The following is a 23,120-nucleotide window of genomic DNA, read 5'->3' on the forward strand; positions in this document are numbered from 1 at the left end:
AAAAAACTAAACCGAAAATGCCGGATTAGACTTTTTGAACAACCCATTTTTTACCTCTACAAACTATCTTCTATCGATATACTTGTTATTAACTATGTAAAAATTCATTTACATCTACTAAATATTTACTATTCCATTTCTATTTTAATTGGACAGGAATAGGAGCGGAATGGGAGGGGAATGGGAGCGGCTTACAATATGATAACTAGATAATCGCTATCTAATACAAATTTTGTTAATTATTGTAAGAGAAACAAGCGTTAAAATTTTTCTGAATCCAAACTTAAATCAGAAGATTTTTCCTACGATATGTTCTTCCGGTCGAATTCAACGGATATACATTGATTCTCGACAAGGTTTCAAACGAAAACAAATCATCATTTTCAGATAATAATCGTGAATACCGTCTCTTTACCTTCTATGGATGAAGCTTTTAGATTACCGCCGTGCATTCGCATGATCTGGCGGGAGACACTTAGCCCGATGCCCGAACCCTCTTCTTTCGTGGTAAAGAAGGGGACGAATATCTCGTTCATGATTTCGGGAGGAATACCGGGACCGTTGTCCCGTACCCGGATCAACACCTTTCCCGTCGGCCCGTGTTCGGCCGAGAGGATGATGTGGGCATCTTCCCTACCCCGCAAAGCGTAAAACGCATTTTTCATCAAGTTCAAAAGGACTTGTCCCATGAGGTTCGGATCGGCAAACACTTTCAGGTCTTCCGGCTCAATGCAAATGTCGATCGTGACTTCCGGAAAATTCGGTTCCGTGCTGCTCAGGATCACCGCCCGCTGGATAAATTCGTTCAAATTGATCAATTCCCGTTCAGGTCGAGGAATGCGGGTAAACTTACGATAGGATTCTACGAAAGAGATCAACCCTTTGCCCGTTTCACTAATCACCTTCAACCCGTTTTCCGTGTTGCGTTTCAAGTCATCGGGAGTGATTTCCGGGTCAGAGTGCATGGAAAGTAACGTGTCGCTCAAAGAGGTTACCGGAGCGATCGAGTTCATGATCTCGTGCGATAACACCCGGATCAGACGTACCCAAGAATCAATTTCTTTCTCGTCGAGTTCGTTCTCGATGTCATTCATTACTAACAGGGTGATGGGCTTGTCTCTTAACAGGATGCGAGAGGCACTGACCAATAATTGCACGGAACCCCGCTCGTTTGTGAAAGTCACCCGCCGACTCTCTCCGGGACGGATTTCCGTCACCAACAATTTTAAGGCCGGGGATACTCGTTCCAACTGGTTGACATGTGTAAATATCTCCAAGCCTAGCAATTTTAAGGCGACCTGATTATTCTGCGTCACGAATCCCCGTTCATCCAATGCCACGATACCGGAACTCACGCTGTTTATGATCAACTCGTAAAATTGCTCCCGTTGCTGTATCTCCAAGCGGGTGTTCTGCAAAATATCCTTGATCCGGTTCAGTACCCCGTTCAGGAAACGCTCGGAATGACTACCGCCGTGTTCCGGGAAATGAATGGAATAATCATCGTTCTCCAAGGCTTGAAAGAAGTAAGCCAATTTCCGGTTCACGGACCGGACGTTCCACACGACACGGAAACAACACCCCACGGCAAGTATTGCCGTGGCAACACCCGGAATATACTCATCTTCCGACAAAAAATAACAGGTCGCCACGACCAAAACGATCAGAAGTAACAAATACGCCAATACCCGCAAGGTGATGTTTCTTACCATATCTTATTCTTACAGATTGAATTTTTTCATCTTGTTATACAGGGTTTGCCGGGTGATTCCTAGCCGGGACGCGACAGCCGACAAATTGCCCTCGTGCCGTTCCAAAGCCTTGCGGATCATCTCCCGTTCCATATCTTCGAGGGTTTCCAAGGGAGCCATCTCGCCCGGCTCGCTTTTGAACAGGAAATCTTCGGGGGTGAGTACCTGCCGATCGCACATGATCACGGCTTTTTCCACGGTGTGCTGTAATTCCCGCACGTTTCCCGGCCATGAATATCCTAACAGCCGTTGCCGGGTCTCACTGGAAAAGGACAAATCGGGTTTCCGGTATTTCCTGCCGTAGTCCCGTAAAAAGGCCTCTGCCAGTAACAGAATATCATTCCCTCTTTCCCGTAACGGGGGGACTTCCACGTGGATCGTGTTGATGCGATAAAGTAAATCTTCCCGGAAAGTACCTTCTTTGACCATCCGGGGTAAGTCGCTATTCGTGGCACAGATCAGACGGATGTTGACGTCGATCGGTTTATTCGATCCCACGCGGATCACTTTCCGGCTTTGCAGGGTTGCCAGTAGCTTGGATTGCAGGGCGTATGACAAGTTTCCAATTTCATCCAAAAATAACGTACCCTTGTTTGCCGCCTCGAATTTCCCGACACGATCTTCCCGTGCATCGGTGAAAGCCCCTTTCACGTGACCGAACAACTCACTTTCGAAAAGGGTTTCCGTGATTGCTCCCATATCCACCGAAATCATCACCTCCCCTTTCCGCCCCGACAAGGAGTGAATTTCCCTTGCCACGATCTCTTTTCCCGTACCGTTTTCCCCGGTAATCAATACGTTCGCATCGGTGACCGCCACTTTTTCAATCAATTGACGTACCCGGCGCATGACATCCGACTCTCCCCACACGACGGTTCGTTCCGGGGAAAGCTGCCCTTTCAGTACCTCTTCCTTTGCTTTAAGTTGTTTTACCTCTCGTCGGGATTCATGCAGACGATACGCCGCCAACAGGGTTGCCACGAGCTTGGCATTATCCCACGGCTTGACGACAAAGTCTGTCGCTCCTTCCTTCACGGCTCGCACCGCCAGATCAATGTCCGCGTAAGCCGTGAACAGGACCACGGGGATTTCCGCGGCATATCCTTTGATCCTCGACAACCAATAAAGTCCTTCGTTCCCGGTATTGATTCCCGCCGAGAAATTCATATCTAACAATACCACGTCCACCCGACCGGATTCGAGGATTGCCTCAATCTGATTCGGGGTTCGGATCGTAATTACCTCCCGGAACACTCCTGCCAACAGCATCTCCAAAGCGTTCAGCACGGCCTTGTTATCGTCCACTACCAGTATGGTTCCCTGTTTCGCCATATATCTTGTTTTTCTACTTCAACATCTTTTCTAAAATACGCTCCACGTCCTCGGCTGTCGGACTGATGGTTAAAATTTTCCCCTCTTGGTCCACCAAAAAAGTTCCTCCTCCGGAATTACCGACACAATATTTAAACCAAATGTTCCCGGCATCGTTGAGTTCCACGAGGTTCAACCACGGGTAGCCATCTTGAAGGGCCGCAGCTTTCGCTGTTTGCACCGTCTTTTCACGGGCAACCCCGACGATCGTGAAACCCTTGGATTTGTATTTCTCATATACGGGAATCATACTTTTCGACGACCGTCGACACGGTCCACACCAAGAAGCCCACAGGTCTATCAAAGCCACCTTTCCTTTTATCTGCTCGGATAACGTCACGGGATTTCCCTCGAAGTCCGGGGCAGTAAAGTCGATGTAATGTCCACCCACTTCTATCTGTTTTAATGACTGGAGCATGGTAGCAATTAACTCCGTGTATGAATGTTTGGGGAACATGGGTTTATAGATGGTGTAATACATATTTTCCAGACGCGGCAAGTCTTTAAAAGACAAAATCTCAAGTTCTTCGGGAAAGCCATGTACCCGGTAATCCACCCAATGTCTTAAATCATCCATTAACAGGAAATAGGTCGCCACCGACGGATACTTTTCCATGTATCCCTCTTTCCATTTCTGCTCTTCTTTCCTTAGATTTTTATATTTTTCGTTCAACGCTATTGCTTGCGGGGTACACTCTTTGTTCTCCTTCTTTAACTGCTGGTAAATAGCATCCAAACTATCAGACTTTTGCTTATTCTCGTAATTTTGAGACATCAACTCATGCAATTCCAAGGCCCTAGGCGTATAATAAAGCGCAGGCTCACTCAACGAATCATATTGACGATATATCGTGCTAAAATGAAATTGTTCTTCTCTCAATTGCTGATAACGTTGATACTGCTCGTTGACCTCTTTTCCACGAGTTTCCGAATCCGTATAGGCATCTTCCGGCTGAATCGTAATCTCGACTTCCCCCGGTTCAATAAAAAAACTTACCGGACGATAAGAAGATTTTGCCAGTTCGTCGGTAAACACAAGCCAGTACATTTTGCTCTCTCCTAATTTGCACAGGTATTCGAACTTCCCGTTTCGAACAGGTATAATGGCGTATGGTTCTTGAATCCGATTATCGTCATAATAACCCATCAGCACCAACCGATAGCTCGACGGGTGTCCCAGCACCTTCCCCCGGATCAGGCAATCGCTCTCCTTTTCCAGTTTTTGCGGTTTCTCATCCAACACGATTCCCCCAATCCGCCAGTCCGTTTCGTGGTTTCCCTCCACGTAATCCACCTTTTTCTCCCCGGCATCCACAGGTTCGAAATAAAGTTGAAAAGTCATCTGCCCGGATTCCGGTAAAAATACCTGTTCATTCAGTTTGATTCCCTCAGCTTTTAAGAGCTTGTACTCTTTACCACTTTCCCCTCTTAATACCGTGCGTCCCACAACCCGAAACCACTCGTTAGGGAAATATTTCACTTGTCCCGTGATAATCGTCGCCTCATCGGTCAGTTCCATTTTTATAATATCAAACATATACGTGTTGGTGGTCTCGTACCACGGGACTTCAATCACTCGTTGTCCCCATCCCAACGATGTCCAGAGACACAAGCACAATCCGAAGAGCAAGCTTTTACCTTTCATAAGTTGTTATTTTTTGGTTTTTAATTCTTCCCGTCTCGTCCAAAATTTTCCGGTGGGTAATCGTTCTATTTTAAATCAGAGAATTTCCCGATTTTCCAGCTCGGTCACGATTTGTCCGTCAAAGAGATGAACTACCCGATGGGCATACGAGGCGTCGTGCTGGGAATGGGTCACCATGACAATGGTGGTTCCCTCTTGGTTCAGCTCGGTCAACAAGTTCATGACTTCCGCCCCGTTTTTGGAATCGAGGTTTCCGGTCGGCTCGTCGGCAAGAATCAGCTTGGGACCTGCCACGACGGCACGGGCAATGGCAACCCGCTGCTGTTGTCCCCCGGAAAGTTGCTGCGGGAAGTGCTTGACCCGGTGACTAATGTTCATCCGGTCGAGAATCGACGTGACCAGTTCTTTTTTCTCCGACGCCTTTTTCTTCAGGTAGATCAAGGGTAATTCCACGTTCTCATAGACATTCAACTCGTCAATCAGGTTAAAACTCTGGAACACGAAACCGATGTTCCCCTTGCGAACCTGCGTCCGCTGTTTCTCTTTTAAATGCCCGACTTCCTGCCCGTTGAAATAATAATTCCCGGAGGTCGGGTTATCCAACAAACCGATGATATTTAATAAGGTTGACTTACCACAACCGGAAGGTCCCATAATGGCCACAAATTCTCCCTGTTTCACGTGAAGGGACACATCGTTCAACGCTGTTGTTTCGACCTCTTCGGTGCGAAATACTTTACTTAAATGCTCAATTCTTATCATGATTCAATCTATTTACGAGTAAAACTTCACGTTGAACATACCATTATCATGCCAAAAGGCATTTTACACTAATTATCAACACATTACCAAAATATACTTTATACCACGTGTCAAATAATTAGACAATCGTGTCTTATTTTTTGACATCCCGTTCTTCCCTATTTTCCTCTATACAGCTGAAAACAAACACTTTCCGACTTTGGCACGACATTCGTTCCTCTGGATGCAAGATAAAACAAAAAATGATGATATTAAAGCGATATTCCATTCTATTGAGCATTTTAACATCCGGCTTGCTTGTCAACGGGCAAAACCGGGAATGGAGCCTTCAGGAGTGTATTGATTACGGCGTGGAGAAAAGTCTTTCCATGCAACAACGGGAGCTACAAAATAAAAACGATAAACTGGACGTGCGGGATGCCACGCTCTCGCTCCTACCCTCCGTTAGTGGGATTTCTCCCGGCGTCAATTACAGTTTCGGTCGGGGAATTGACCCGGAAACCAACACGTACACGAATACCCGCTATATGTCGGTCGGGGGATTCGGCGTAGGCAGTAGCCTGACCGTGTTTGCCGGGTTCAGTAATATCAATCGCCTGCGAGCTGCCAAGTTAAGCCGCCTGATGGGATGGGAAGAAACCGAGAACCAAGCCAACCAGATCGCCATACAGGTGATGAATGCTTTCTTCACGTTATTATACGCCGAGGAAGAGGTTCGGATCACGCAGGAACAGGTGGAAAACTCCCGGTTGCGTCTCAAAAAGATCGAACGGGAATACGAGTTAGGGAAAAAGCCGAAAAGCGATCTTTTCGAGATGCAGGCGCAGCAAGCCTCCGTGGAGTTCCGGCTGATCACGGCACAAAATAATTGTCTCAACGCACAGGCTAATCTTAAATATATTATGAATTATAACGCGGAAGAGGAGTTAAAGATTGATGCCCGGTCGGTTTCCGAAGTTCACCCGGAACTCCACGAGTTGAAGACCAAAGAGGTTTTCACGCAAGCACTCCAGACGCTGCCGGAAATCAAATTGGCCGCTTACCAAATTCGTTCCGCACAACTCGGTGTGTACTCGGCAAGAGCCGGGTTATATCCCTCGATCAGTATTAGCGGAAGTATCTCTTTCGGAAATTACAGTGACCAGCGTTCGGGTGATTTCTTCTCGCAAATCACGGACCGCAACCAGATCGGGAAAGGGTTCAGCATCGGCATGAGTATTCCCTTCTACTCCGGTCTGAGCCGCCGTTCCAGCCTCCAAAGAGCCAAACACAATTATCAATCATCGAAGATACAATACCAACAGACGGAACGAGCATTATATAACGAGATACAACAAGCCCTGCAGGATTTAAAGTCCTGCACCCAGCGCTACCGGATTGCCGTGCAGCGAGAGAATTTCAGCACTCTCTCCTACAACGCCGCCCGCAAACGTTACGAGCAAGGACTAATCACCATCATCGACCTGAACACGACTTCCAACAGCCTCCTCGAAGCAAAGTACGACGTGCTGCGAGCCCGCTTGGACTACGTGATGCAGAAAAGGATGATTGATTTTTATCAAGGAAAACCGTTACAATTGAAAATTGAGAATTGAAAATTGAAAATGAAAAAACGAACTCCCTCCCCCCTTCGGGGTGCTCCCTCTATAAACAGAGGGAGAGTTGAAATACTCCCTGTCTTCAGGAAGAGTCACCAGCTCCTCCTCTGTTTATAGAGGAGGTGGCAGCGAAGCTGACGGAGGAGTTCAATCTAAAATCTAAAATAATTAAATTTAAAATTAAACCGTGGATCGACTAATAGAACAAAAAAGAGGAATTAAGAGGAAACATATACCTTACCTCATCGGGGGAATATTTATTCTTTGGTTTGCCGGGTGGGCCGTGTTCGGCAATCACGAATCGGCTTTGCGGGTGGACAAGGAGAAAGTGACTATCGAAGACGTGAGTCAAGGGATATTCCATGATTATATCCGGATCATGGGGAACGTGGAACCGTTGACGTTCTCGCAATTAACCGTGCAAGAAGGGGGAAGCGTGAAAGAGATTCTCGTGGAAGAGGGAGAAATGGTGAAGGCAGGCGAGGTTATTATCCGGCTCGAAAGTAAGAATCTGGAAACGGAGATACTGAATAGCAAGGATCGGTTTGCCGAGGAAGAGAACTCCGTGCAGAATAGCTTGCTGGACTTGGAACGGGAAGAGCTGAACCTGCAACAGGAGCGGTTGACGCTGGAGCTTGACGTGGAACGGAAGAAACGAAAATACTTGCAAAACAAGCAACTTTTCGAGGAAGACTTGATCGCCAAGGAAGAGTATCTCGTGGCCAAGGAAGATTACGAGTACGCCATCCACAACCGGGAGCTGATCACGGAGAAACAAACGAAAGATTCCATTCGCCGCCACTCGCAGGTCATTATGCTCAAGCAAAAAATGGAGAATGCCCGGCGTAACCTGCGACTGACACAGGAACGCCATGCCCGGCTTAACGTGTGCGCCCCGATCGACGGGCAGTTGAGCGACCTGAACGTGGAGATCGGTCAGGTGGTAGGGGCCGGCAGCCAGATCGGGAAGATCAACGTGTTGAACGATTACAAGGTGATGGCACAAATCGATGAACATTATATCGACCGGGTACGCAAGGGGCTGACTGCCACGTTGGAGCGACAAGGGAAGGATTACCAGATGGGGGTGATCAAGGTGTACCCCGACGTGAAGGACGGGCAATTCAAGACCGACTTGGAGTTCACGACTACCGTCCCTCCCAATATCCGGACGGGACAGACGTACCATCTGAACCTGCAACTCGGCGCAGCGGACGAATCGATACTGATTCCCAGAGGTACTTTTTACCAAAGCACCGGGGGACAATGGATATACGTGTTGTCGCCCGACGGGACAGAGGCTTTCCGGCGAAAAATAAAAATCGGCAAACAGAATCCCCGTTATTATCAAGTGACGGAAGGACTTCAACCGGGTGAAAAGATCATCACGTCGGGATACGAAATGTTTGGCGACAATGAACGACTTATTTTCAAGTGATTTTTTGTACTTTGCAACACGGCTAAAAATAACACGATATGTATCATCTCAAACTGGTAGGACGTCAGATTTTTCAACGGAAAGGCTATTTCGTGATCAACACGATCGGGCTGGCCGTGGCTCTCACCGCCTCCGTATTTATTTATACTTTTCTGGTAAAAGAGTGGCAGACAAACACGTTCCACGAGAATGTTGACCACATTTACCGGATCACGGTTCAAACCGACGGGAATACCCACTGGGGGGCAGAGGTTTGCAGCTCGCTGGGAGAGATTGCCAAAGCGGAACTGCCGGAAGTGGCTGACTATACCCGGATCATCACGGCACGGGAGATGAAAATTCGTTGGGAGAATGACGATCATTATCAAACCGGGATTTCCTGCGGGTACGCGGATCGACAATTGTTCAGTATGTTCACGTTCCCGCTCGTGACGGGGAGTATTCAAGCCTTCGAACACCCCGGCTGGGTGGTGATTTCGGAAAGTATTGCCCGACGTCACTTTAAGGATGCAAATCCCATAGGGAAACTGGTATATCTGGAAAACCTGTACACGAGTGGAAGTATTTCAACATTCCGGATTGCCGGGGTCATGAAGGATATGCCACCCCGTTCATCCATTCAAGCCGACGTGATTCTGGATTTTTCCGTGATAGAACATTCGTTCCGGTACAACATGGGAAACGCCGTGCAGACGTTTATTCAATTAACCGACGGGGCGGATGTCCAAAAGGTAGAAGAGCAATTACTTCAAATTGAATACCGGGAGTCTGATTATATCCGAGAACAAAAAGAGCTATTGCAGTTGCAACCGTTACGGGAAATGTACCTGCACTCGGATCACATACAAGATTTTGACCTCTCCTTTGCCCAAGGGTCGGGAACTTTTAACTGGATTCTGTTCGGAATCCTCTTACTCATCCTGTCGCTGGCATTTTGTAATTACCTCATCATCAAACTGGCTCTAGCGGATAAAAACGCAGAACGGTTTGCCATACAAAAATATTTCGGGAGTAGTAATCGAAATATTTTCGCGCAGGTATTGCAGGAAATAGGCATATATACCGTGACGGCCTTCGCCCTGACGGTCGTGCTGACCTTTATTTTTTATCCCTATTTCGCACAAATCATTTCGCCCAAGCATCCCTTCCCATTTTATTTGAGCGGAACGGAAGTCATCGGTTTCCTGCTCATCTTCCTGCTATTTGCCGGATGTGTTGGGGGAATTACTTACGGACATATCAGCCGAAAACTCAACTCTTCCGGACTAAAAAACACGTTTGCCTCTTCCCGCTCATCGCTGGATTTGAAGAAAATTCTGATGGTTGCCCAGCTAACGATCTTCTGCGGGTTGCTTTTTTTCTCCATCGTGTTTCTCCGACAAATAGATTATCTCCAAAATAAACCGCTGGGTTACAATAACCGGAACACGATTTCTTTCGATTGGCCGAATCCTTACGAGATCACGTCTCTGAAGGAAGAGTTGTCGCGACACCCGGACGTGCTGGCCGTGAGTTGCGGGGCCTTACTCCCAATCGGGAACTGGTCGCACTGGGATATTCATTTGGCCGAGCAACCGGAAAAAAGCATACAATCCTACTCGCTTTTGTGTGACGAAGATTTCCTCCGTACCTACCAGTTAAAACTCGTGGAAGGACGGGATGCCAAAACGAAGGTCACGACACCGGGAATTTATTCCCGTAAACCCGTGGACGTCGTGGAGATTGTCGTGAACCAGAAGTTCGTGCGGCAAATGGAATTGAGTCACCCGATCGGAACGCTACTGAGTGACGGAACCGCCAAAATGCAAATCGTGGGGATCGTGCAGGACTTCCACTACCGTTCACTCTATGAACCGATTCAACCCGTCATGATCGGTAGTGACCTTCCGGGAGTATCGTTCACCCTCATCGTCCGGTACCGGGAAGGGAAACGAAGCGAGATGATCCATTACCTGCAACAATTACACGAAACCCGTCACCCGGAAACGCTGATGAGCTATCAAGAATATCCCTATTCCGAACTATACGAGCGGGAAATCATGCTGGGACATCTCGTGTATATATTCACGGGCATCGCCCTATTGATCGGGGGCATGGGAGTAATTGCCTTTTCCGTTTTCATCGCCGAGAGTAAGACCAAAGAGATCGCTCTCCGCAAGGTGAACGGGGCCTCGGAAGGGCAAATTATGATTTACCTGAACCGTATTTTCACGAGGCAAGTAGCGGTCGCCTGTGTCGTGGGGATTCCCTGTTCCTATCTGATTTGCCGACAATGGTTGCAAGGTTTCGCATACAAAGTCACGATAAGCCCTTGGATTACCGTTTGCGTGATCGGGGTTTCTTTGCTACTGGTGGTTCTCGTCACCGGCTGGCAAATACGCCGGGCCACACGCCGAAACCCGATTGATACCCTTAAAACCGAATGATCATGCGGATGTTCCAATATAAAATATTATTCCGGCATTGGGATAAAAACAAAATATATCCCTGTATCTCGACATTCAGTTTGGTTATCGGTCTCACGTGCAGCACGCTACTGATTGGGTTTGCCATGCACGAACGGCGAACGGCACATTCCACACCCGGAGAGGATCAGCTTTACGTGGTGCAAACGAAAGATAATTTTTACCACAACTCGGAACTGAAAACATACGATACCCCGGTCGGGGCTGCCCAAAAACTACACGAGAAATACCCGCAGGTGACGGGGTACTGCACTTTTCGACAAGAATTTGTCGTCATGCACCGAGGAAAGCACAAACTGGAGATTGATAACGCTTATAAAGTAACTCCCGGTTTCGACACGCTTTTCCGACCGGAAATGATTAGCGGGAATTTAAAACAAACTCTATCGCATCCCTTGGAGATCGCGATAACCCGGAGTTTTGCCCTCCGCACGTTCGGGAAGGAAAACCCGGCGGGAGAGGTTCTCACGCTCGAAACCTACAAAGATGTATTCGTGAAGAACGGGGACGGTTACGGGGTTTCACAACAACAAGTCAATCAAGACTACACGATCACCTCAGTCATTGACGATCGCCAACCAAGTGTCCTGTATTACGAGCTTCTTTTCGGGTTATCCCCGGAAGAGATTGCCCGACAACCTTTCAGTACTTCGTGGTATCATAACGTGGTGCAAGTGCAAGCGGGAAGTGATCTATCCACCCTACAAGAAAAGGATGAAAACGCCACCCCGCTTTTCCTGCTCCCCATCGAACAGGCGTACTACACGAAAGATTATTCTGAGAACCGACTTTTCAGGTACCGAGATTATAAACAGTTGCAAACCAGCCTGTATATCGCACTACTTATTCTGATTATCGCTTGTTTTAATCACGTGAATATCAACATGACCCGGTCGTTCCAGCGTTTGCTTTATTCCGGCCAGCAACTGATACACGGGGCTTCCCGGAACGAAATTCGGTGGCAGGTGATTCAAGAAACAGCACTCCAAGTAGGCTTTGCTTTCGTTATTTCACTGGTATTGATTTACACGGTGTTACCGACGTTTAATGCCTTTATGGATTCCAAGCTGGCTTTTGTCGATCTATTCCGGGGAGAAACGCTACCGATCATTTTCTATACCCTTGTCGCCGTGATCCTGTTCCCGTCAATTTATATCCTGTACAAAGCGGAACGGGTGGCACTGGCTGATATTTTAAGGAAAAATTACACGTTTCATCGCTCGCTGATTGCCGGAATTATTGTTGTCCAATTCACGATTTCGATCATTTTACTGGCCCTTTTCCTCACGATAAAAGGGCAGACCGAATATATCACACACATTCGCCCGGACGCGGAATCGATTGTTTCCATAGAACACGAATATATTCCCGACGAACATTCGTGGAAGATATTCAAGGAACAAGTGATCACGTTGCCGGAAGTTGTTGACTATACCTCTACCCTCCCGCTCATGAATGGGGCCATCGCTAACCGGGAGTTTAATGCCAACACGCTAAAAATGGATCAACGCTTTTTCCGTTTTTATCACGCCGAACTCGTGGCAGGGGATTCCTTGTGTCATGCTACCGATGTTTCGATCCACAAGGTGCTGGTGAATGAATCGCTGATCAGAAAGAAACAGATCGAAAACCCAGTCGGACAATCTTTTTCACATGACGGGATGGACTTCGTAATTTGCGGAGTCATCAAGGATTACGCTATTGCTCACGTCACGAACGAGGTCGAACCGTTAATTATCATCCGGGAGACAGATGACTGGGTAAACGCCAGAGGCTCGGTGATTAAAACCCGACCAGGAGAGGTTGAGGCCACGATTGCCCGGATGCAGAGCTTGTGGAAAACGATCGCTCCTGATGAATCACCGTTGGTTTTTACCTCTTTGACCGAGATTTACAGGGATATACACAAGGAAGAGTTTCGGACGGCACGAATCGTTTCCGTATTCACATGGATCAGTATGCTACTCTCTTGCATGGGATTGTTCGGGTTAGCGTGGTATTCGGTGGAATGTCGGACGAAAGAAATTTGCCTGCGGAAAGTTAACGGGGCAACCGAAAAGCAAATCGTACTGCTCGTGTGCGGACGTTTTGTGAAATGGATGATCTGGGCCTCACTTCTCGGTATTCCAATCGCTTGGTATTTGGCTAACGCATGGATTTCGCAATTCGTGTACAGGGCCGAGTTATCCCCGTGGATTTTTATCACGAGTATATTGCTCGTAATTATGATAGGCATTATTACCGTGATTCGTCAATCTTGGTATGCCGCAACGCTAAACCCGATAGATTCCCTTAAAACCGAATAGTCATGTTTAAACAATATTTCAAAATTATCCTCCGTAACTGGAAAAAGAACAAGATATACACCGTCATCAATATCGTGGGGTTGGCCATAGCCTTCTCCATCACGTTATTGATCTCGAATCACGTGATCACGGAATGGACAATGGACAAGTTTCATTCTAATGCAGGAAACATTTATCGGGTTACTAACCAATACCTAGAATCCAAGGAGTGGGAAAGTCTCACTGCCTACCTAATCGGTCCTTATGCCAAACAGGAAATCCCCGGCATTGTCAATTACACCAGAATCATGCCCAGCAACTCTTACGGAATAAAAAACAACGAGACGGAAGAGTATATCCCCATTCCCAAAAGTCTTTTTATAGATGAAAATTTCTTCCAAATGTTTGATTTTCCAATTATACAAGGAAAAATCGACAGCACAGTATTAAATTGGATCGTCGTCACCCAAAACTACGCAAAACAGCACTTCGGCAGCCAAAATCCTATCGATAAAACTGTATTCATCAAAGACTTGGATTCCGAAAAAGATCACGGATGTGTAGCCCGGATTGTAGCTGTGATCGAAGATTTACCGGCAAATTCTTCCATTCAATCCGACATTTTTATTGACAGTCGAGTCATCTCAAAAAATAGGGATATACTCTATTGGGGATGTTGTTCCTCCTATACCTATCTTCAACTTGCATCAACGGCAGACATCTCCGTCATCGAGCGAATGATACCTCAAATGATCGAAAAAAACAACTCTTACTTGAAAGCCAATGAATACAGATGCCAATTACAACCCTTAACAGACATCTATTTTCATTCAAACCACTTTCATCCCGAGGCCATTTTACGAGGCCAAATATCCTTGTCTCTCCTTCTCTATGGAATTATTTTACTGATCCTATTTTTGGCACTAGGCAACTACATCATGATCAAAACGGCCCAAATAAATAAAAATATTACCAGAATGGGCATACAAAAATGTTTCGGAGCCGACAACCGGACAATACGACACCAGTTATCGCTGGAAATTGGTATTCACACTCTATGTGCCTTACTTTTATCTTTCGCACTCGCTTACGTGTTGCACCCGTACATCATAGAAATTCTCTCTCCGGAACACCCGTATAGGTTTCATCTATCCTTTCAAAAATTCGCGGGATTCCTCTTACTTGTCTTCTTCGCCATGTTCTTAACCGGATTTGTATTACACTTATACACTCATAGAAGATTAAACCATAACGGACTCAAACAGGCCATCCAACCTACTCCCGGGTACAAGGATATAAAAAAAATACTTACAATTGTACAAATTACAATTTTCAGCGCCCTCCTTTTCAGTGCCCTCGTGGTATCAAGGCAAATGAACTACATGCAACACATGGATTTGGGATTCAATCAAGAAAACATCTTATATTTCTACTGGCCGGACAATGAATTTCGATACGAAACCTTAAAACAAGAACTGCGACATCACCCTGCCATACTTAACGCCAGTAATGGGTACCCCCTCCCATGCTACGAAAGAGCCGAGCCGATCTCAATACCTAACCAACCGGAGAAAACCATTAAAGCTCGTATCATTCTCGGCGATGCTGACTATATCGATACATACCAAATTCAACTTCAAGAAGGCCGATGCCTAAAAAAGTATAACTATCCTATTGATCTGAAAGAATTTGCAAGAATCCGTCCCAACCATATCCGAGAAGCTATCGTCAACCGGTCTCTCGTGAAAGCTCTTCAACTAGAACACCCGTTGGAAACCATTCTCAACTTATGGGATCATGAGTGCCCTCTCAAAATAGTGGGGGTCGTGGACGATTTCCAGTATTTCCCGCTATACAAATACACGGAACCTGCAATCATCATGTACGAATTCCCTCAAATATCCTCCACGATGATCGTTCACTACCAAACGGGAGAATTCCAAAACGTATATCGTTACATCCGGACAATGTTCCAAGAGAAATTCCCCAATACCGTTTTTAAATGTGAAGAATATAATTTTTCAGAATTATATGGCAAAGATATTGCCGTTGTAAAACTCATCATCTTGTTCGCCCTCATAACTATCCTCATTGGTGGCATGGGTATTTTCGCATTCTCGACTTTCATGGTTGAAAGTAAAACTCGGGAAGTCGCCCTACGTAAAGTAAACGGGGCTACCGAATGGCAGATCATGCAACTCTTTAATCAACAATTCTTCGCAAGAGTTCTCCTAGCTTGTTTTATAGGTCTGCCCGTTGCTTACTATGCCTCGAAAGAATGGTTAAAAGGATTCGCTTACAAAGTAGAAATCCATGCGGGATTATTCATATTTGTTTTCCTCACTTCCGTCTTTGTAGTCCTCGCCATCACAACTTGGCAGACACGAAAGGCCGCCCGTCAAAACCCGATAGATACCCTTAAAACCGAATAGCCATGTTTAAGCAATATTTTAAATTCATAGTACGCAAGCTTTCCCGCAACAGGGTTTACACGGTGATCAATATTGTCGGGTTGTCCATTGCCTTTTCTGCCGCTTGGCTGATATACAGTCACACATCAAACGAATGGAATATGGACGGATACTTGAAAAATGGTGATCATATTTACCGGGTGATTAATCGAAACTTCAATGAACCAAATTGGAATTGTAGGAATAATTCATTTTTCGGATTAGACGCACAACAAGCATTACCGGAAATAGACCGGATTGCCCGTTTTTTCTTAAAAGACTATCAAATAAAAACAGATAACAATACTGATTTTATGATCGAATCTCGATGCGCTCTTGTTGACCTTTCTTTTTTTGATTTATTTGAGCGACCCGTCATTCAAGGTAATATCGATTCCTCCGATTTTTCGTGGATTGTACTCACAGAGACAAGTGCCAAACGATTTTTCGATAAGGAAAACCCGATCGGGAAAACAATAACGATCAAAGATCCCATCTATAACAGGAAGAAAGAGGTTAAATGTCAAGTAATTGCAATCATAAAAGATTTTCCGGCAAACTCTACTCTCCAAACCGATATTTTTATCGATTGCCGTCTAGGGCACCCATATTTCAGTAATGAACGCTATTCTCGTTCAGTATATACTTATTTCCGACTTTCTCCGAGAACCGATCTAGAAAGAGTGGAAAAAGCTTTACAGGAAATTACCCTACAAAGAACGGAAACGGCAACTCATTGTTCGTACAGACTTCAACCATTGAAAGATACTTATTTTCACTCGGACCATATCGAACAAGACGAATTGCTGCGTGGCTCCCTATCCCTGACTTATCTGTTGTGGGGAATCACTCTTTTAATATTACTCCTTGCGGCCGGGAACTTCCTGTTAATCCGGATAGCCCAACAAAACCGGGATTCTTCTCGTTTTGCCATTCACAAGTGCTACGGGGCGAGTAATACACATCTACTTTATCAACTGATTAGCGAGATCGGATTACTGACGGGAGTTATTCTTGTGCTTGCGTTCATCCTGACCAGCTTGTTACACCCTTACATTATTCAGGTTTTATCACCGGATCACGTGTACCCATTCCTGTTTTTTAGTTTTTCCAATTTATTGTTTGTCGTGTTTACCTGCTGTATCATGGGGAGTATTTGTTATTTCCTCTATTTTCATTTCAAACAACGAATAAATCGATTGGGTGTGAAAAATATACTTCAACCGAGCCCCCGACAGATAAATCTTTCACAAATCCTGACCATCTTACAAATCGGTATTTTCACGGCATTACTCTTTTATTGTTCGATTATTATATCACAGATTCATTTCATCAAAGATAAACCGCTAGGAATCATAACAGATCAGGTGTTACGCATCAGTTGGCTTGATAATTCTTCCAATTATCAAGCACTAAAAGAAGAATTACTAAAACACCCTGATATTTTGTATGTATGTAATGGAATCAATATCCCAGACCCTGGCACACCATTAACAGAAAGAATCCATTTCCCATCGGAATCGGAAAAATATGTCGATGTTGTATGTATGTACGGTGATGAAGATTTCACAAATATTTATAACATACCGATTATTAAAAATCAAGAGTTTACTCCCATTGAATTTAATCCCACACCTGAAAATAATTACTCATCGACAACTGACGTGTGGGTAAATAAAAAATTCGTGGAAACGTTTAAACTAGATCACCCACTAGGAACGATCCTAAACCAGCAACGTTCTGTTCACTACCGTATTACAGGGGTTACGGAAGATTATCACACGCAATCACTCCATTACCCGATACGCCCCACGATGATTCTACCGCCCTCGACTTACTGGTTATTGATTCGTTACCAGCCAGGAAAACGACAAGAGGTACTGGAATACCTGCAAGAACTGCATCGATCCCGAAACCCGGAAGGTATTTTTGAATATCAAGAATATAATTACTCAGACCTATACCAAAAAGACATGGCCTTTATGGAACTCGTGATCCTGTTTTCACTGATCGCCATTCTAATCGGTGGTATGGGGATATTCGCTTTTGCCATATTCATGGTGGAAAGCAAAACGAGGGAGATCGCTCTTCGAAAAGTAAACGGGGCATCGGAGCGACAAATCATGTTACTGTTTAACCGACAATTCATGACAAAAGTTCTCGTGGCCTGCGTGATCGGTCTGCCGATAGCGTACTACGCCTCCCGGAAATGGCTGGAAAATTACGCTTACAGGATAGAAATACAACCTTGGATTTTCGTACTTACCATCGTTATATCCCTTTGTATTGTTCTGCTCGTGACCAACTGGCAGATCCGGCAAGCATCAAGAAATAACCCAATAGATACCCTTAAAATCGAATAATCATGCAAAACGTTCAATTCAAAATCATATTTCGAGGTTGGATAAAAAACAAGACCTACACGCTGATTTCTTTGATCAGCCTGATCACGGGGATCACGTGTTGCACGCTGCTCGTTACTTTCGTGATACACGAATATAATATCGCTCATTCTATCTTGAATAGTAAAAACTGTTATCTTGTTCAGGAGCAAAGGAAACAAGACGTCCATCCCAATGATGCTTTCATTTCCGGGGAAAGCGGGGTTCAACTAAAAAACATTTATCCAGAAGTGAAAGCCTATTGTGTATTCCGGAATGAACATCTTCTTTTCAGTGAAAAAGCGGAAGAACCGGACTACATGGATGCTTATTCTGTTACACCCAACTTCACCGACTTTTTTAAACTTCCCCTTTTATCGGGAGATTTACGCAAAACACTCTCATCTCCCAATGAAATTGCCGTTACCCGGTCTTTTGCCCGCCAACAATTCGGAATCGCTAACCCTATTGGAAAATCTCTCACGTTAGGGCGCTATATTGTTCATTTTGACGGGGAGAAAAATATCTACAAAAAGATATTCGAACCTTACACAATCACAACTGTTATTGACGATTCGCAAAAGAATTTTCTCCATTTTGGGATATTACGAGGATTACCGGACGAAGAAATATCAAAAGTTACCGGATTCTCTTTTTACATTTTTATCGAGCTTTCATCTAAAGTTACAGCTCCAAATTTTCTAACAAAAATAAATGATCGGAACGAAGAAGTATTTAAGGATAGAACGATCTATCTAAAACCTGTTGAACAACTTTATTTTTCAAAAGCAAAATATTTATACGAGGACGGATTAATCTTTAAACGTGATCCTTCTTTCGTTTATTTAGGCATGGGAGTTGCCATACTCATATTTATCATCGCTTGTTTCAACCACATCAACATTTGTCTGACTCGCACCATACAACAATTAAAAACAACCGGGATTCAACTTATTTCGGGAGAATCAAAACAAGGAATACGTAAACAGTTAATCATGGAAACCGGATTACTCGTTATGTTTTCCTTTATCGTATCTATTGGTATTATCCATATTCTTATTCCTTATTTCAACACATTCATTACTTCCGATTTATGTCTATCGGATTTATATGCCGGATATACCCCACTGGCGCTGATTCTTTTACTCGGTACAATTATCATCATACCTCCTTTATACGTGATCCTAAAAATCAACAAAAATTCTCTATCTGAAATCCTAAAGAATGAAAACAAACAAAAAACCATTCTTATTCGCAATATTGTGATTACCCAGTTTACCATATCCATTATCCTGACGACAACAGTGGTAAACATTCACCACCAGATGGACTTCGCAACACATTGCCGTCCACACGCCAATGAAATTTTGATATTAGGATGGGGACTTTACACGGTAGAAGATGAAACAACGAAAGCTTTCTATGACCAACTCTCTTCCATCCCGGAGATCACGCACCGAACGATGAGCGCTATCACTCAAAATTGCACTTACGGACTAGATAACATGTCCGTGGATTGCACGGAAGCCGACCTCTCGTTCTTTGATTTTTATGATATACAACTTTTGGAAGGAAGACTTTTCTCTCCGGGAAAACAAGGATTACATGAAGCCATCGTGAACGAGACTTTTCTAAAGAAACAAGGGATAGCAGAGCCTTTAGGTAAAACCTTCCAAATATGGGATGAAACCTACACGACCGTCGGGGTCGTTGCCGATTATCCAAGAGATAAACTCACCCGAGAAATCACGCCATTATTTATTCGATTCAGTGATACCGGGTCCGATCGTCATATTATCCGTATTCAACCCGGTACCCGAAAAATAGTTGAAGAAAAGATTAATGCACTTTGGAAACAAGTTGCTCCGGGAGCAATCGAAATAAAAACTTGTAGTCTGTCTGAACGCTACATGGAGTTTCACGAAGAAGAGTTACAAGTCATGAAAATTCTTTCAATATTTTCCTATATCAGCATTTTGCTAGCCGGCTTAGGATTATTCGGGTTGGCATGGTTCTCCGTGGAGAACAGGCGGAAAGAAATTAGCCTGCGTAAAATCAACGGGGCCAGTGAAAACCAAATCGCCGTGTTATTATGCGCCCGTTTTATCAAATGGATTCTGATTGCTTTTTGCATCGGGGCGCCAATTGCCTATTACTGCTCAGCACAGTGGCTCACACAGTTCGTTTATAAAAACGAGATTTCTCCGGTATCATTTATCTTTATCGGTATAGCGGCAGTCGTTATTGGCACGCTGACCGTCGCATGGCAAGCATTTAAAGCCTCCCGGATGAATCCGGTAGATACTATAAAATAGGGGAAAGTCAAGCGTTCTTTCCCCTATCCAAATCATTCTCGTCCGGTTCCGTACCCAAGGCATCGGACTCTTCTTTTACCTCGTCCATGTAATTAGCCAAATTATCCCGGGCATCATCATCGTCATTCTCCAGAATTTCACCTAAAGCGTTTATATATGCCTCGTGTAATTTCTCATCATCTTCGGGTGTCAGATGCTTTTTCACATCCATATTCTCTTGTTTCTTTTCCTTCTCTTTCATAACCGTGTTCGTTTGAATTTATACACGTGAAACGAAAGAAAAGGAAAAAAGTTCGAGTATCAAGAATACATCTTAATTTCGCCAGTTGTTCGGTAGGTTGTTCGGTAGTTGTTCGGTTATCAAGTTTCCATTTCACGCCTGCTTGATCGAAAGACCGATACGTTTCCGCACCTTATCAACCTGCACGATTTTCACTGAAACATGCTGATTCAAAGAAAGTACATCCGCCGGGTTCGAAATATATTTATCGGCAATCTCGGATATGTGTACCAGCCCGTCCTGTTTCACGCCAATATCCACGAAGGCTCCGAAGTTCGTCAGATTAGTCACGATACCCGGAACAACCATCCCGATCTCCAGATCGTCAATCGTATGAATGTTGTCAGCGAAACTGAATACTTTAGCCACAGAACGGGGATCACGCCCCGGTTTCTTGAGTTCATCCACGATGTCTTTCAACGTGGGTAGCCCAATCCGGTCATTCACGTAACGGGATAGTTCAATCTTATTACAAGCCTCCTCGTTACCAATCAACGACTTCAACGGGATGCCCAAGTCTTTTGCCATCCGTTCTGCCACTGCGTATGATTCCGGATGCACGGATGAATTATCCAAGGGATTTTCGGCCCCCTCGATACGAAGAAATCCGGCACACTGTTCGAATGCCTTCTCTCCCATGCGTTTCACTTTTTTCAATTCGCCGCGACTACGGAATGCCCCGTTCTCCTTGATATAAGTAACCACATTTTCTGCCAAAGTCGGCCCCAACCCGGAGACGTAAGTCAACAAGTACTTGCTCGCCGTGTTCACGTTCACCCCAACCCGGTTCACACACGACTCGACCACCCGATCCAAGCTCTCTTTCAATTTGGATTGATCGACATCATGCTGGTATTGCCCTACCCCGATAGACTTCGGGTCAATCTTTACCAACTCGGCCAATGGGTCCATCAGCCGACGCCCTATCGACACTGCTCCGCGAACCGTAACATCATACTGCGGGAACTCGTCCCGAGCTATCTTAGAGGCCGAATAAATCGATGCCCCGCTTTCACTCACGACAAACACTTGTATATCCCGGTCATAACGCAAACTCTGGATAAATCGTTCGGTTTCACGTCCAGCCGTACCATTACCGATAGCGATTGCCTCGATCCGGTAAGAGTTAACCAGATTGGTAATCTTATTCGCTGCCTGTTTCACCTCATTTTGTGGCGGATGAGGATAAATGGTTTCATTATGCACCAGATTTCCCGTTTCATCCAGACAAACAACCTTACATCCCGTGCGGAATCCCGGGTCTATACCTAACACTCGCCTATTCCCAAGAGGCGGAGCCAAAAGCAATTGACGCAGATTTTCAGCAAACACCTTAATCGCTTCTTCATCCGCTTTCTGCTTACCGCTTTGCAGGTACTCTGTCTCGATAGACGAAAGCAACAAACGTTTATACCCGTCTTTCACCGCCATGGTCACCTGCTCGGCACTCTCGTTACGACCTTTCACGAATATTCTTTCCAAAGACTCTATCGTTTCCTCTTCCGGGATTTCAATCGCCACTTTCAGAATACCTTCAGCCTCCCCCCGACGAATCGCTAACATCCGGTGGGAAGGAATCCTCCGCAAAGGCTCGGAATAATCGAAATAATCCGTGAACTTCTCCCCTTCTTCCTCTTTCCCCTTCACGACTTTCGCTTTTACCACGGCCACCCGGTCAAAAGAGCGACGCACGGTGTTTCTTGCCCGGTCATTCTCGCTGACCCATTCAGCAATAATATCCCTAGCACCCTGCAAAGCCTCTTCTTCATTCTCCACGTCATTCTTCACGAAACGGGCCGCTTTGTCCCACACATCCCCGTTATCCTGTTTCATCAACATGGCTGCCAAAGGTTCCAATCCCTTCGCTTTTGCCTTTGACGCCCGTGTCTGTTTCTTCGGTTTATAAGGCAGGTAAATATCTTCCAGTTCTCGTAAATCGGTACAATGCTCTATCTGTTTCCGTAATTCCTGAGTCAACTTTTCCTGCTGCTCGATACTCTCCAACACCGTCTTTTTCCGCTTTTCCAGCTCCTTGAACTGCTCGTAAATCTCCCGTACCTGTCCCACCTGCACCTCATCCATACTCCCGGTCATCTCTTTCCGATAACGGGAAATGAAAGGTATCGTGGCCCCTTCATCCAGTAACCCCAACAAATTTTTAATATATCTACTCTCAAAACCACTCTTTTGCGTCACGAAGGTGACCGGATCTATATAATATTCCATACGTAATTGATTTTAGATTGCTAAGATACACACTCTTTATTTAATCGCTATCTCCATTCAGTAAATAAATTCATCGAATCTTATGAAGTAATCCTAGGTAGCAATCTAATATTTCTTATCTTTGTCTAAAGCTTAAATCAAACATACCCTATT

General features: G+C 45.1%; 13 protein-coding genes. 7 read left to right on the forward strand and 6 right to left on the reverse strand.

The genetic code is table 11. From position 1 onward, the window contains the following. Positions 1-383 precede the first annotated feature (383 nt). The 4 genes from F1644_RS04805 to F1644_RS04820 form a co-directional block, all read right to left on the reverse strand. Positions 384-1,712, reverse strand: coding sequence for a sensor histidine kinase (locus tag F1644_RS04805; protein WP_118301926.1), 1,329 nt, complete (start codon positions 1,710-1,712; stop codon positions 384-386). 9 nt (positions 1,713-1,721) lie between these two features. Further along, entirely contained in the window at positions 1,722-3,083 is a 1,362-nt protein-coding gene (locus F1644_RS04810) for a sigma-54-dependent transcriptional regulator (protein WP_118301925.1), read from the reverse strand. A 13-nt stretch (positions 3,084-3,096) separates the two neighbouring features. Continuing rightward, a complete protein-coding gene (locus F1644_RS04815) occupies positions 3,097-4,767 on the reverse strand; it encodes a TlpA disulfide reductase family protein (protein WP_118301924.1) in 1,671 nt (556 codons plus the stop codon). Positions 4,768-4,842: 75 nt separating this feature from the next. Further along, a complete protein-coding gene (locus tag F1644_RS04820; RefSeq protein ID WP_087422109.1) occupies positions 4,843-5,529 on the reverse strand; it encodes an ABC transporter ATP-binding protein in 687 nt (228 codons plus the stop codon). 245 nt (positions 5,530-5,774) lie between these two features. Between F1644_RS04820 and F1644_RS04825 the strand changes: the two genes are divergently transcribed. The 7 genes from F1644_RS04825 (at position 5,775) to F1644_RS04855 (ending at position 20,461) form a co-directional block, all read left to right on the forward strand. Continuing rightward, the gene (locus F1644_RS04825) at positions 5,775-7,124 is read left to right on the forward strand and encodes a TolC family protein (RefSeq protein WP_158571867.1); all 1,350 of its coding nucleotides are present in this window, start codon (positions 5,775-5,777) and stop codon (positions 7,122-7,124) included. Positions 7,125-7,314: 190 nt separating this feature from the next. Continuing rightward, positions 7,315-8,565, forward strand: coding sequence for an efflux RND transporter periplasmic adaptor subunit (locus F1644_RS04830; RefSeq protein WP_118301922.1), 1,251 nt, complete (start codon positions 7,315-7,317; stop codon positions 8,563-8,565). A 38-nt stretch (positions 8,566-8,603) separates the two neighbouring features. Beyond that, entirely contained in the window at positions 8,604-10,991 is a 2,388-nt protein-coding gene (locus F1644_RS04835) for an ABC transporter permease (RefSeq protein WP_118301921.1), read from the forward strand. A gap of 2 nt (positions 10,992-10,993) precedes the next feature. Then, a complete protein-coding gene (locus F1644_RS04840) occupies positions 10,994-13,336 on the forward strand; it encodes an FtsX-like permease family protein (RefSeq protein ID WP_158571868.1) in 2,343 nt (780 codons plus the stop codon). A gap of 2 nt (positions 13,337-13,338) precedes the next feature. Then, positions 13,339-15,747 carry an ABC transporter permease gene (locus tag F1644_RS04845; RefSeq protein ID WP_118301919.1) on the forward strand — a complete coding sequence of 803 codons (2,409 nt, stop codon included), beginning with the start codon at positions 13,339-13,341 and terminating at the stop codon, positions 15,745-15,747. A gap of 2 nt (positions 15,748-15,749) precedes the next feature. Next, positions 15,750-18,128: an FtsX-like permease family protein gene (locus F1644_RS04850; protein WP_118301918.1), complete on the forward strand. Its 2,379-nt coding sequence runs from the start codon at positions 15,750-15,752 to the stop codon at positions 18,126-18,128. Positions 18,129-18,130: 2 nt separating this feature from the next. Further along, positions 18,131-20,461 carry an ABC transporter permease gene (locus F1644_RS04855; protein WP_118301917.1) on the forward strand — a complete coding sequence of 777 codons (2,331 nt, stop codon included), beginning with the start codon at positions 18,131-18,133 and terminating at the stop codon, positions 20,459-20,461. 7 nt (positions 20,462-20,468) lie between these two features. On the opposite strand, the gene F1644_RS04860 is transcribed toward F1644_RS04855, so the two are convergent. Beyond that, positions 20,469-20,702 (reverse strand): hypothetical protein, encoded by a 234-nt coding sequence (locus tag F1644_RS04860; RefSeq protein WP_118301916.1) that lies wholly within the window; start codon positions 20,700-20,702, stop codon positions 20,469-20,471. Positions 20,703-20,834: 132 nt separating this feature from the next. Beyond that, positions 20,835-22,967 (reverse strand): Tex family protein, encoded by a 2,133-nt coding sequence (locus tag F1644_RS04865; protein WP_189021506.1) that lies wholly within the window; start codon positions 22,965-22,967, stop codon positions 20,835-20,837. Positions 22,968-23,120: the final 153 nt, after the last annotated feature.

Origin of the sequence: Butyricimonas paravirosa (genome assembly GCF_032878955.1) — a bacterium.
Taxonomy (GTDB): domain Bacteria; phylum Bacteroidota; class Bacteroidia; order Bacteroidales; family Marinifilaceae; genus Butyricimonas; species Butyricimonas paravirosa.

Bases quoted from the DNA above. Each gene is read 5' to 3' on its own strand.
- F1644_RS04805 (WP_118301926.1), bottom strand. From the start codon at position 1,712: ATGGTAAGAAACATCACCTTGCGGGTATTGGCGTATTTGTTACTTCTG.
- F1644_RS04810 (WP_118301925.1), bottom strand. From the start codon at position 3,083: ATGGCGAAACAGGGAACCATACTGGTAGTGGACGATAACAAGGCCGTG.
- F1644_RS04815 (WP_118301924.1), bottom strand. From the start codon at position 4,767: ATGAAAGGTAAAAGCTTGCTCTTCGGATTGTGCTTGTGTCTCTGGACA.
- F1644_RS04820 (WP_087422109.1), bottom strand. From the start codon at position 5,529: ATGATAAGAATTGAGCATTTAAGTAAAGTATTTCGCACCGAAGAGGTC.
- F1644_RS04825 (WP_158571867.1), top strand. From the start codon at position 5,775: ATGATATTAAAGCGATATTCCATTCTATTGAGCATTTTAACATCCGGC.
- F1644_RS04835 (WP_118301921.1), top strand. From the start codon at position 8,604: ATGTATCATCTCAAACTGGTAGGACGTCAGATTTTTCAACGGAAAGGC.
- F1644_RS04840 (WP_158571868.1), top strand. From the start codon at position 10,994: ATGCGGATGTTCCAATATAAAATATTATTCCGGCATTGGGATAAAAAC.
- F1644_RS04845 (WP_118301919.1), top strand. From the start codon at position 13,339: ATGTTTAAACAATATTTCAAAATTATCCTCCGTAACTGGAAAAAGAAC.
- F1644_RS04850 (WP_118301918.1), top strand. From the start codon at position 15,750: ATGTTTAAGCAATATTTTAAATTCATAGTACGCAAGCTTTCCCGCAAC.
- F1644_RS04855 (WP_118301917.1), top strand. From the start codon at position 18,131: ATGCAAAACGTTCAATTCAAAATCATATTTCGAGGTTGGATAAAAAAC.
- F1644_RS04860 (WP_118301916.1), bottom strand. From the start codon at position 20,702: ATGAAAGAGAAGGAAAAGAAACAAGAGAATATGGATGTGAAAAAGCAT.
- F1644_RS04865 (WP_189021506.1), bottom strand. From the start codon at position 22,967: ATGGAATATTATATAGATCCGGTCACCTTCGTGACGCAAAAGAGTGGT.